Source organism: Sphingobacterium sp. NGMCC 1.201703, from assembly GCF_047784615.1.
GTDB lineage: Bacteria > Bacteroidota > Bacteroidia > Sphingobacteriales > Sphingobacteriaceae > Sphingobacterium.
In genome coordinates this window covers 38298-51613 of the sequence record NZ_JBLOHD010000002.1, presented here as the reverse complement: position 1 = coordinate 51613, position 13316 = coordinate 38298, and the positions used below count along the sequence as shown (strand labels likewise).

Below are 13316 nucleotides of genomic sequence, written 5' to 3'. Positions count from 1 at the left end.
TAAAAACATGCAGGGGAAAAAGATTGGTATAATAGGTAGCGGGAGCTGGGCGACGGCGATGATTAAGATGCTATGCGAAAATGACCAAGATAAACATATTTTTTGGTGGATTAGAAAAGAGGAAGATGCTGAATACATCCAAAAATTTAAACATAACCCTACCTATTTGAGTGGGGTCGCTGTTGATTTGAGTATTACCAGCATTGATACGAATGCCAAAAATGTAGTTGCTAATTCAGATATTGTTATTTTAAATACGCCAGCAGCTTATTTGAAAGATGCACTGAGGGGTGTCACCCAGGAAGACTTCAAGGATAAAATAGTTGTATCCGCTATCAAAGGGATTATTCCTAAGGACAACTTAATTATCGGGGAGTTTTTGGAGCAGTACTATGCTATCGATATGAAACAGATCTGTGTGATTGGTGGTCCCTGTCACGCCGAAGAAGTAGCCTTGGGGAAGCTGTCGTACCTGACATTTGGTTGTAAAAATTTGGATAATGCGGCCTTGGTGGCTTCATTTTTATCTTCCCGGGTTATTAAAACGATCCTTTCAGAAGATATCTTAGGAATTGAATTTGGAGCCGTATTAAAGAATATTTATGCATTGGCAGGGGGGATATGCCATGGATTAGGCTATGGCGACAACTTTCAGGCTGTATTGGTTTCCAACGCTATTCGGGAGATGCGTCGTTTTGTAGCTAAAGTAGATGGCGACACATCCCGTGATGTCAATACTTCTGCTTACCTAGGCGATTTATTGGTTACGGCATACTCACAATTCAGTCGCAACAGAACATTTGGGAATATGATCGGAAAAGGGTATAGTGTGCAATCTGCTCAGCTCGAAATGAATATGGTCGCTGAAGGCTATTATGCGTCCGCTTGTATTCAGGAATATGCAGAAAAGTATGCTGTTGAACTGCCTATTTGTGATGCCGTATATCAGATTTTATATGCTCATCAACCTGCATCCAAAATTATTCAGGCTTTGAGCGAAAAATTAACTTAAATCTAGCAACGAAGTAGATGATAACAAAAGAAGCGATTGCTTTAGCTTATAAAGAAATTCAAGATGAAATATGCCAGGCGCTGGAGCGTTTGGATGGTTCGGCCCGTTTTGAAGAAGAACTATGGGAAAGAGAAGGCGGAGGCGGAGGTCGTACACGGATTATTCAGAACGGTAATATATTGGAAAAAGGTGGAGTCAACTTTTCTGCTGTACATGGTAAATTACCGGAAACCATAAAGAAAGCCTTTGGTGTTGATGAAGATGATTTCTTTGCCACCGGAGTTTCCATTGTTATCCATCCCAATAATCCATGGGTGCCCATTATCCATATGAACATCCGATATTTCGAATTGAATGAACAAATGCGATGGTTTGGAGGGGGAATCGACCTGACACCGCATTATGTAAATGAAACGGATGCCCGTTTTTTTCATCAGCAGTTAAAATCGGTCTGTGATAAACATAATCCGAGCTTTTACGATGAATTTAAAAAATGGGCCGATGACTATTTTTTCATTCGCCACAGGGAGGAAACTCGGGGAATAGGCGGCGTTTTCTACGATAAGCTAAATACCGCGAAGACCGGAATGTCTATGGAAGATATTTTTGCATTTTCCTGTGACTTGGGCCGTAGCTTTGCGCCGACCTATACTGCGCTGGTCGAAAAAAATAGAAGTAAAACATATAATGAGGCGCAGAAAAATTGGCAATTGATCCGTCGGGGACGTTACGTTGAGTTTAACTTAGTCTGGGATTCCGGTACTAAATTTGGACTTGAAACAAATGGTCGCATAGAGTCCATATTGATGAGTCTACCTGCCCAGGCCAATTGGGTATATGACCATCGACCTGAAGAAGGCTCCGAAGAAGCCAAGACCTTATCCTTATTGCGAAAAGGTATTAACTGGATTTCATAAAATCGAAAAAAACAGCATGGTTTCATACCAGAAATTTACATTAGAAAATGGACTTCGTGTATTAGTGCACGAAGATCACAACACGGCTATGGCCTGTGTGAATATATTATATGACGTCGGCGCTCGCGACGAATCTCCTGAGCAGACTGGTTTTGCCCATTTGTTTGAGCATCTCATGTTTGGTGGGAGCGTTAATATCCCTAATTTTGATACAGAGCTGCAAAAAGTTGGTGGTGAGAACAATGCTTTTACAAGCAATGATATTACCAATTACTATATTACATTACCTTCTTCCAATCTGGAGACCGCACTCTGGTTAGAATCCGACCGCATGTTAAGTCTGGCATTCTCTCCGCAGAGCCTTGAAGTACAGCGAAATGTCGTGAGCGAAGAGTTTAAACAACGCTATCTTAATCAACCCTATGGCGATGCTTGGCTCAAGCTGCGCCCATTGGCTTATAAGGTACACCCATATCGTTGGGCTACTATTGGGAAAGAGCTGAAACACATCGAAGATGCAACGATGGCAGATGTCAAAGCCTTCTTTAAATTGCATTACAACCCACAGAGTGCAATTATGGTTATTTCGGGGGATGTACATTATGAGGAAGTGAAATCCTTGGTGGAAAAATGGTTTGGCGATATTGCGCCTGGCCAAAAATACAATCGGCAGTTACCGCAAGAGCCGAAACAGCAGGAATTGAGAAGAGAAACTGCTTATGCAGCGGTACCTTTGGATGCCCTGTATATGGCATTTCATGGCCCAGCACGGTTAGAAGAGGGATATTTCGCAATGGATTTGCTATCGGATATCCTTTCCAGAGGCTCTTCGTCAAGGCTTTATCGTAGATTGGTAAAAGAGGAGCAACTCTTTAGTGAATTAAATGCCTATGTCATGGGCAGCATCGATAATAACTTATTTGTTATTGAAGGCAAACCTTCCGAAGGAATATCATTGGAAGAAGCCGAACGTGCTGTATGGGCGGAGCTTGATCTATTAAAAAAAGAATTGGTGTCTGACTCCGAACTTGAAAAGGTGAAAAATAAGATCGAGTCAACAAATGTCTTTGCCGAATTATCTATCCTGGATAAGGCGATGAATTTGGCTTTTCATGAACTGCTTGGAGACGCCAATGGCATTAATACAGAAGTGTCAAAATATCTGGCTGTAACCGCCGAAGAAGTACAACAGCAAGCAAAAGCTATTTTTAATCCCGAAAACGCATCAATATTAATGTATAAAGCACAAGAGGAGGAGGTACGGCATGTTGGATAGAACAAAAGCACCTGAATTCCGTGAAATCGGTCATATAAGTTTGAAAGAACCTGTCAAAAAGCAGTTTGCTAATGGACTACCTGTGTATATATTTCATTCTCCGGAACAGGAACTTGTCCGTATTGAGTGGATTTTTGAGAATAAGTATCTCGATGGGCAAATCGAAAACCCGCTGCTTAACAGTGCATTAAGTGCCTTGCTTAAAGAGGGGACAATGAGTATGTCAAGCGCTGAAATTGCCGACAAAGTAGATTTTTATGGCGCATTTCTTGTCCCTGAATATTCTTTCGATGTAACTTCCCTGTCTTTGTATACCTTAAATCGACATAGTAAGGTTTTACTACCACTTGTAAAAGATATTTTAACGGAAGCATCGATTCCGCAAGATGAACTTGATACCTATCTGCGTAATAACAAACAAAAGTTTCAGGTATCGATTCAAAAAAATGATTACCTAGCGAGACGCAAGTTCTATAATCTGATCTTCGGTGAAAGTAACCGTTATGGGCGTACACCAAAATTCGAAGATTATGATGCCATTAGCCGTGAGCAATTGATAGAACTGTATCGAAAAGAAATTGTTCCTGATAATTGTACCTTGATTGTTTCGGGCAATGTCTCCGAAGATCTCATCAATGAACTGGAACAGATCTTTGGATTTGAGTGGCTTAAACTTGGGACCGCCTCCACTGCGGATGGCCCATTATTAACGCAAAAGTCGGGCGATTTAGCATATGAAGAGAAAGAAAATGCGCTGCAATCAGCCATTCGTTTAGGAAGTCAGACTATATCGAGAACCCATCCGGATTACCCCGCATTACAGTTTGTAAATACGCTGCTCGGGGGCTTTTTTGGCTCCAGACTGATGCGTAATATCCGAGAGGAAAAAGGATATACCTACAGTATTGGGTCGGCAGTAGCAACATTAAAACATACTGGATTTTTGACCATTGCGACAGAAGTAGGCGTAGATGTAACGAATGCGACTTTAGTCGAGATAGAAAAGGAAATCGATCTGCTAAAGACCACATTGGCTTCGGTAGAAGAAGTTAATTTGGTAAAAACCTATATGGAAGGATCAATGCTGGGATCGTTAGAGAGCATATTTTCTCATGCGGATAAATTCAAGAGCGTTCTTTTGAACGATATGAATTTAAAGTATTATTCTTATTACATGGAGGAAATTAAAAATATTACACCTGAAAAAGTTCGTGATATCGCCAATAAATACCTTGATTTTAAGCAAATGGTAAAGGTTATTGTGGGTAAGTTCAATCAAATGGAGCCGATTCATCAAGCGGTTGTAAATTAAATTTCTCAGACTACAAAAATCAAATTCAACTTTGTATTTTTGGTCTTTGTTAAAAAAGCATACGATCCAGCATGGAATTAAAATTAAACAGACCATTGGTATTTTTCGATTTAGAGACGACAGGTGTTAATGTTGCAACCGATCGAATTGTCGAAGTATCATTTTTGAAAGTGATGCCCAATGGTGAAGAAACTGTATATACGAAGAAGATTAACCCGGAAAGACCTATTCCTGCGGAATCCACGTTTTTTCATGGCATTCGTGATGAGGATATTAAAGACGCACCTACATTTAAAACCATTGCTGTAGAATTGGCCGCGTTCATCGGTGATGCGGATTTGGCAGGATATAATTCGAATAAGTTTGATGTGCCAATGCTTATGGAAGAATTTTTACGTGCAGGCGTAGATTTTTCGTTGGAAGGCCGGGCCTTTGTTGATGTACAGAATATATTCCACCAAATGGAACAGCGTACATTAAAGGCAGCCTATAAGTTCTATTGTGATGAGAACCTTGAGAATGCCCATACCGCCGAAGCAGATGTACGTGCTACTTACGAAGTGTTAAAAGCACAATTGACCAAATATGAGGGAGCAGCATTTGAGGATCGTCATGGGGTCGTTTCATATCCAGTCATCAATGATGTCGCTGCTTTACACGAATTTACCAACTTAAGTAAGCCTGTAGATTTTGCAGGACGCATTGTATATAATGAAGATGGATTAGAAACCATCAATTTTGGTAAGCACAAAGGAAAACCTATTGTGGAAGTATTTGAGCAGGAACCAAGTTATTACGCCTGGATGCAGAACGGTGATTTCCCTTTATACACCAAAAAGGTATTGGAAAATATCTGGATAAAATATAAGAAAGAAAAAAGTGAGCAAAAAGCGAAAGCAGCATCTAATCATTCGGTAGAGGATAAAAAGACTGCTAAAAAGGAATTCAATCAACAGAAAGAAGAGACAGCTCAAAGTATCTCGCTGGATATGCTGAAAGAATTGCAGGATAAATTTAAAAAATAACTTTATTAATAGCTTAGAAAAAGGATTATGGAATTCAAACAAGAAGTGGAGCATGTACAATGTTTGATTATTGGTTCAGGTCCAGCGGGGTATACTGCAGCGATTTATGCAGCCCGTGCGGATATGAAACCGGTGGTTTATACAGGTATTGTACCGGGGGGGCAATTGACACAAACAACAGAAGTAGACAATTTTCCGGGATATCCAAAAGGGATTACCGGTCCTGTTATGATGGAAGATCTGCGGGAACAAGCTGAACGCTTTGGGACATCTGTGCGCTTTGGTTATGTGACCAAAGTAGATTTTACTGGCGATGTACATCGTGTAGAAATTGATGGCACAGTACAAGTTACAGCAGATACAGTGATTATTGCTACAGGAGCAACAGCAAAATGGCTGGGCTTGGAATCTGAACAAAAATATAACGGTTTTGGGGTATCAGCTTGTGCTGTATGCGACGGTTTCTTCTTTAAAAATCAGGAAGTGGCCATCGTAGGTGCTGGAGATACTGCCGCTGAGGAAGCAACTTATCTTGCAAAATTATGTTCGAAAGTACATATGTTAGTGCGCCGTGATGAGTTCCGCGCATCCAAAGCCATGGTACACCGCGTTATGAACACACCTAATATCGAAGTACATTACAACTCCGAAGCAAAAGAGGTTTTAGGTGATGGCCAGGTAGTCACTGGAATTCGCGTCATCAACAACAAAGACCAATCCGAGAAAGATCTGGAAGTGACAGGTTTCTTCGTTGCAATTGGTCATAAACCGAATACGGAGTTATTTACGGGGATATTGGATATGGACGAAACTGGCTACCTGATTACTAAGCCAGATAGTACTGCAACCAATATACCTGGAGTCTTTGCCTGTGGAGATGTACAGGATAATATATTCCGTCAAGCAATTACTGCGGCCGGTACCGGCTGTATGGCTGCGCTTGAAGCAGAAAGATACCTTGCTGCCAAAGAAAGCGGAGAATAACACAATCTGCAAATAGGGAATTCCAACAGCGGATTATTCCCAATAGAATATATGGATTAAAGTAGCTGTCCAAAAAGCCCGATTTAATATCGGGCTTTTTTTTTTGATAACTGCTATTTACATGGATCTATCTTGTAAAAATAAATAAGTCCAGGGAGAATATAAAAATAGTTTTCAAAAAGACTACTTAATTAGTAGTCTTTTTGAAAACTATTTTTATATTTGTTCTGTCGTTAACAATTGGCGTTGGCAACGAACATAAAATCTAGACTACAAATTTGAACAAGTATGAAAAACGACTATCTAATCGCTTTTAGAAGCAACGGAGAAACTACTCCAATTTTTAATTCCTTCCTTTTCATTTGTCGAATGCGAATGTGCTGATAAGCCCCCCTTTTTCCTTATTTATACTTCGTTAAGTAAGTAATTCGAATTTTAATAACAAGGGTACCAATAGCGTTGGCACTTGTTTGTGTATTCACTTTAAAATAGAACTGACAATGAAAAATTTCAGCGTACTTTCGTATGCTATATTAATCCTGCTTGTACTGTATACCTTTGTACCGGTCCTGGCACAGCAACCTCAACCGATCATCAATGCCTCCTTAATAGGAACAGTAATTGATGGCACGACCAAAGAACCCATTGAAGGGGTGACCATACAACTAGAGGCCGTAACACATAGTGTAAAAACAGACCGTAATGGTAAGTTTCAATTTGTCACGGGACAGAAACTTCCTTTTACCCTCATCCTAACCTTTGTTGGTTATCAGAAGAAAAGGGTCGTCGTAAATACCTCTCCGGCTGTTATTGAGCTTTCTCCAACCTCCGAGGATCTAGAGGAAGTAGTGGTGGTTGGATACGGAACCCAAAAACGACGTGATTTGACGGGGGCAGTGGCCTCCTTACCGGAAAATTTGCTTAAACAACCAGTGTCTTCGCTCGATCAGACTTTAAAAGGTGGAATCGCCGGTGTTCAGGTTACACAAACCTCGGGACAGCCTGGAGGAGGGGTAAGCATTCGTATTCGGGGCGGTGCTTCCATACAAGGTGGCAATGAGCCGCTGTATGTCATCGATGGCTTTCCAGTATATAATCAGACAGAAAGTACAGGTGTCGGAAGCGGTACTCCCGTGAATCCTTTAGCCAGTATCAATCCTGCAGATATCGAAAGTATTGAAGTACTTAAAGACGCTGCGGCGACTGCAATATATGGATCGCGTGGTGCAAATGGCGTTATTCTGGTCACCACGAAAAAAGGAAAAGCCGGCCACGTGCAGTTAAACTATGATGGTAGTATTGGGGCACAAACTGTGCTCAAGAAGATTGACGTGCTGAAAGCGCGTGATTTTGCCATTCTCCGCAACGATGCGCTGTATGATGCTAATCCGAGTTTGGGACCAAATCAATATCGGAAAGAGTCAGAACTGGATCAATTGGGCGAAGGAACAGATTGGCAAAAAGCGGCCTTCCGGACCGGAAAAATACAAAACCACCAACTATCGTTGTCTGGAGGGGCTGAGAAGGTTCAGTATTTTCTGGGCGCAAATTATTTTGATCAGGAGGGTGTCATCCTAAATACAGATTTCAGACGCTTGGGATTTCGTTCAAATATCAATGCAAATCCCTTCGATCGCTTGCAGGTAGGTGCCAACTTATCCATTAATAAAACAAACGCACAAATCGCTCCAGCAGGTATTGTGAATGCATTGCTTATCATGCCACCGACAGCAACGATATACGAACCTAATGGTACTTACACACTGCGTAATACCTTTGAGAACATTTTCGCTAACCCGATAGCAACATTGAAAGAAACGACAAATACATCAAATGGTTTACGGGTTCTGGGTACTTCCTTCGCGCAATATCGTATTTTACAAGAACTGCAGGCCAAAGTGCTTTTTGGGGTCGATCTGAATAATCGGGATGACAAATTCTATCTTCCGTCCTTTATCTATGAAGGAGCGGGATCGAAGGGTGAGGCGAGCTTAGGAAATTTAAATGGTAGCTCTTGGTTGAATGAAAATACCCTAACCTATACCCAGGTTATCGGACAGCATAATTTTAACGCGCTACTGGGTTTCACACAACAGGAAAATAAAAATGAAGTGTTTAGTGCCGGCGCGCAGAATTTTGTTACAGATGATTTACTTTTCAATAGTTTACAGAGCGGGTCTATCCTGACGAGACCTTCTTCGGATACTTACAATTGGGTCTTGCATTCCTATTTAGCACGGGTAAACTATAATTATTCAAATAAATATTATGTTTCCGCCAGCATACGCCGTGATGGAAGCTCTAGATTTGGCGCTAACAATAAATGGGGTAATTTCCCCTCATTGGCATTCTCCTGGCGTATAATAAATGAACCTTTTTTTAAACAGGCTTTCCCTGCTATTGATGACTTTAAAATACGTACGAGCTTTGGTACAACCGGGAATCAGGAGATAGGACAATACCAGTCACTCTCCACACTGTATAGCCTAAATTACCTCTTTGGAAATAACGTGATCACAGGCTTTGCGTCGCAACGGGTTCCAAACAAGAATCTTGGCTGGGAAACCACATTCCAATATGATGCTGGTTTTGACCTTTCACTCTTGAAAAACCGATTACAGTTTACCGTCGACTATTATTATAAAAAGACGAAAGACCTGCTGTTGAATGTGGAGATACCCTGGACCTCGGGTTATGCCACTTCCTTACAAAACTTTGGATCTGTTTCAAATAAAGGTTTGGAGTTTGGTCTGAAATCAAAAAATCTACAGGGAAACTTTAGTTGGAATACAGATCTAAATATCTCTTTTAACCGAAATAAAGTGTTAACTATTGGTGAAGGAGCTACATCTTACATTGCTGGAAACTATATTATTAAGGTAGGGGAACCCTTGGGTACTTTTTATGGTACCGTAACCGATGGTATTTTACAACTGGGTGAGGAGAGTAGTAAAGGAGTATTAACTGGAAACGCAAATCCGAAAGCTGGGGACCGCGTGTATAAGGATATTAATGGTGATGGCCAGTTTACCACTGCCAACGACCGGACAATCATCGGCAACGCACAACCTGATTTCATATTTGGTATCAGTAATACGCTTTCTTACAAAGGATTTGATTTGTCTTTCCTGATTCAGGGAACTGTTGGCAATGACCTACTGAACATCAATCGCCAAAACCTTGAGATGTTTACCGGTCAGCAGAACGCATCAATAGATGCGCTTAAACGCTGGACAACAAGTAATCCAAGTCAGCTATACCCGAGAGCTAAGCTTGATCCTGCTCCGGTATTCTCGAATCAATTTGTTGAAAGTGGATCCTTTGCCCGGTTGAAATCCCTGCAGTTTGGCTATAACTTTCCAAAAGAATGGTTGAAAAATGCACATATTACAAATTTGAACCTATATCTAGCTGCACAAAATCTATTGACATGGACCAATTATAGGGGTTTTGATCCTGAGGTAACCTCAGGTAGCAATGTCCAGATTGGTACGGATGCTGGAATTTATCCTGCTGCTAAGTCTATATCTATAGGTTTATCCCTAACCTTCTAACTTATACAGATCTCAATGAAGAAAAAATATTATCCCATCACCTTATTCGTCGTTTTGTTAACAGGAATATCTTGTTCAAAATTGACTGAGAAGCCCGAGAGCGCATTGGTTTCAGAGCAGTTTTACCTGAATCAAGGACAGGCTGTCGCTGCAGTGACAGGTACTTATCGTAAACTGTATGAAACAGGGCAATCTTTGTATAACAGTTTATTTCAGATTGCTGTGGAAATGGCGACAGATGATTATGAGGCCGGACCACGCGCGCGGAATGCCCATGTGCGCGCTATAAGTAACTTAACCCACGATGCCTCAAATGACCGAATGGAACAACTCTGGAAACAGAGTTATGACGCCATTAATGCATCAAATCTGAATATCGTTAATATTGAAGCGATGACGCAAAATCAGATTGATGTCACGATACAGCAACGATTGATCAATGAAGCCAAATTCCTACGGGCATTACATTATTTCAATCTGGTACGCTGGTTTGGCCCAGTTCCACTCGTTTTACATCCGATAGAAGGTTTATCGGCAGAAGAACTGTATGTGTCAAAAGCGTCAGAAAATGAGGTCTATGCACAGATTATAAACGATTTAAAAGCGGCTTCCAGCTTGCCGAATTATAAAAATTATAGTGATGCAGACAAAGGGCGGGCTACGTCTGGAGCGGCTAAAAGCCTTCTGGCAAAGGTATACCTGACCCGGTCAGATTGGACTAATGCGAAGCTGCTGGCCAAGGATGTGATTGACAAAGAAGGATATGCGCTTTTTCCAGATTTTTCAGATGTCTTCAATACAGAGAAAAAAAATGGTATTGAACATATTTTTTCGGCGCAATTTAAAGGAAATAGTGGTTACCAAGGGAATTCATTGGCAAGTCGTTCTGCGCCGGCGGATATACCCGGGATCAATGGGGACTATGCCGATGCTTTACATAGCGAGGGTGGTCTCTATAAGAGCTTCGCAGTAGATGATAAACGACTTTCTGTGACCTTTACAACAGGTATGATATCACCCAAGGATGGTAAATACTATGCGCTGACCAAACCACAATTCAATAAGTATTATGACCAGACCGTGGTCGGTAATCAATCTCAGTCTTCAAAAAATACCCCCATCATACGATATGCTGAAGTTTTGCTTATGCTGGCTGAAGCAGAGAATGAATTAAATGGTCCAACACAGGAGGCTCGGGATGCAATTAATGCGGTGCGCGCACGGGCCGGCGTCGAAAAGCTGTCTGGGACTGAAAACAAAGATAGCTTTCGGGAACTGGTATTTGAGGAACGGCGGAAAGAATTGGTGTATGAGTACCAGCGCTGGTTTGATTTGGTACGTCGAGGAGCGAGTTACTATATCAGCAAATTAAAAGCTGCAGGAAAAACAAATGCCGCACCGCGACATCTTCATTTTCCAACGCCGCAACGAGAGCTGAATTTGAATCCGAAATTGGTTCAACATCCGGACTGGTTGACCAAATAGTGAATTACAGCACTGTGAGAGAACAATTTGATTTTATTCGCATCGCAAAATATGATAAATTATGAAAACAATATACATTCTTATCGCACTTTATCTAAGCGGGATATTCAATAAGAGTATAGCGCAGGACAAAAGACCAAATATTGTGTTGATCCTAGTTGATGACTTGGGTTTTTCAGATATCGAACCTTATGGTGGAATAGATTTCCGTACACCAAATTTGACAGAGCTGGCAAAACAGGGGACTCGCTTCCAGGAGTTTTATAATAATTCGATCTGCGCGCCCACTCGCGCAACATTGTTGACAGGTCAATATGCACATCGGGCTGGTATGGGATATTTCAATGTTAATCTGGGCTTACCAGCATACCAAGGCTTTTTAAACCACGAGTCGCAGACACTGGCTGAAGTGCTAAAAGGAGCGGGGTATTCCACCATTATTTCCGGAAAATGGCATGTTGGCGATGACTATGATCAATGGCCTGCGCAGCGAGGTTTTGAACGCTCGTTTAATTTTGTGGGCGGTGCATCCAATTTTTATGAAATTAATGGACCCGAAAATCCTACTGTACCCTTGTACCGAAATAACAAACCTTTCTATCTGCCCAAGGGACGTTATCTAACCGACGAAATTACAGAACAGGCAATTGATTTTCTGCGTGAGCAGGCGCAGGATAAAAAGCCATTTTTTCTCTACCTCGCCTTTAATGCGCCTCATTGGCCTTTACAGGCTCCAGAATACGAAACTCAAAAATATCAGGGAGTTTATCAGCAGGGCTGGGACAGTTTGCGTATGAAACGCTATGAAAATGCGGTTAAAAAGGGAGTATTTCCTAAAGACCAAGCTATTGCAGCAAAGGACTCAAGTGTGCAGCAATGGAACAAGCTTACTTATGATGAACAGCAATACTGGCAACGTCGGCAGCAGGTGTTTGCTGCCATGGTCGATCGGGTAGACCGAAGTATCGGAAAAGTTCGGCAGACATTAAAAGAACTCAAGAAAGACAAAAATACCATTATTATCTTTTTGTCCGATAATGGTGCCCAGGGTGGAGAGCGCAACCGAATCTACACCTCCCGAAATACAGAGACTGTAGGTTTGCCAGGTTCTTATGATATGCAAAATAGCAACTGGTCACAAACAGGTAATTCCCCCTTGCGAAGTTATAAGGATAATCCTTACGAAGGGGGAATCGGTGCACCTTTCATTGTCTGGTTCCCAAAAGAAGTGAAAGCCAATGTCGTTAAGAAGGGGACGGGGCACCTGATTGATATAGCACCTACGCTATATGATTTTGCACAGGCAAAATATCCATCAACACGAGGGGATTCAATAATCAATCCCTTGCCAGGCCTTAGTCTGCGTGAATTATTACGTACTGATAAAAGTCAGATTGAGCGTCAAAGCCCACTGTTTTGGGAACGGGCAGGTAATAAAGCGGTGCGATATGGTAAATGGAAGCTTGTGTCTTTATTCAAAGAAGGGAATAAGCCACAGCTTTATAATATTGATGAAGACAGAGGTGAAAATAAGAATGTTGCAGAACAATATCCAGCAATTGTCCAAGACCTCGAAGCACGCTATAAAATATGGGCACAGGAGAATGGTGTAGTGGACTATAATCTGCTGAAAACAAACAACCAATTTCGTTAGGCATAAAAGTAGGTCGACGAAAACTTCATGAAATATCTAAAATGGGTGAAACAATTTTATTTATACGCATGAAACTTAACATGTATACCGCCAAGGG

The 13316-nt window shown here is 41.4% G+C and carries 9 protein-coding genes; all 9 read left to right on the top strand.

The window, feature by feature from the left end; genetic code table 11:
• Positions 1 to 7 precede the first annotated feature (7 nt).
• A complete protein-coding gene (locus ACK8HY_RS05455) occupies positions 8 to 1012 on the top strand; it encodes an NAD(P)H-dependent glycerol-3-phosphate dehydrogenase (protein ID WP_416133001.1) in 1005 nt (334 codons plus the stop codon).
• Positions 1013 to 1029: 17 nt separating this feature from the next.
• The gene (gene hemF, locus ACK8HY_RS05450) at positions 1030 to 1929 is read left to right on the top strand and encodes an oxygen-dependent coproporphyrinogen oxidase (protein ID WP_416133000.1); all 900 of its coding nucleotides are present in this window, start codon (positions 1030 to 1032) and stop codon (positions 1927 to 1929) included.
• Between the two features lie 16 nt (positions 1930 to 1945).
• Complete coding sequence (locus tag ACK8HY_RS05445) at positions 1946 to 3205, top strand: M16 family metallopeptidase (RefSeq protein ID WP_416132999.1); 1260 nt, start codon at positions 1946 to 1948, stop codon at positions 3203 to 3205.
• The gene (locus ACK8HY_RS05440; RefSeq protein WP_416132998.1) at positions 3195 to 4517 is read left to right on the top strand and encodes a M16 family metallopeptidase; all 1323 of its coding nucleotides are present in this window, start codon (positions 3195 to 3197) and stop codon (positions 4515 to 4517) included. The genes ACK8HY_RS05445 and ACK8HY_RS05440 overlap by 11 nt, the downstream gene beginning before the upstream one ends.
• A gap of 71 nt (positions 4518 to 4588) precedes the next feature.
• On the top strand, positions 4589 to 5542 hold the full coding sequence (locus ACK8HY_RS05435) for an exonuclease domain-containing protein (protein ID WP_416132997.1): 954 nt from the start codon (positions 4589 to 4591) through the stop codon (positions 5540 to 5542).
• A gap of 27 nt (positions 5543 to 5569) precedes the next feature.
• Complete coding sequence (trxB, locus tag ACK8HY_RS05430) at positions 5570 to 6526, top strand: thioredoxin-disulfide reductase (protein WP_343559175.1); 957 nt, start codon at positions 5570 to 5572, stop codon at positions 6524 to 6526.
• 500 nt (positions 6527 to 7026) lie between these two features.
• Entirely contained in the window at positions 7027 to 10080 is a 3054-nt protein-coding gene (locus ACK8HY_RS05425) for a SusC/RagA family TonB-linked outer membrane protein (RefSeq protein WP_416132996.1), read from the top strand.
• A gap of 15 nt (positions 10081 to 10095) precedes the next feature.
• A complete protein-coding gene (locus tag ACK8HY_RS05420; RefSeq protein ID WP_416132995.1) occupies positions 10096 to 11565 on the top strand; it encodes a RagB/SusD family nutrient uptake outer membrane protein in 1470 nt (489 codons plus the stop codon).
• Positions 11566 to 11626: 61 nt separating this feature from the next.
• On the top strand, positions 11627 to 13219 hold the full coding sequence (locus ACK8HY_RS05415; protein ID WP_416132994.1) for a sulfatase-like hydrolase/transferase: 1593 nt from the start codon (positions 11627 to 11629) through the stop codon (positions 13217 to 13219).
• The last annotated feature ends 97 nt before the right edge of the window (positions 13220 to 13316 follow it).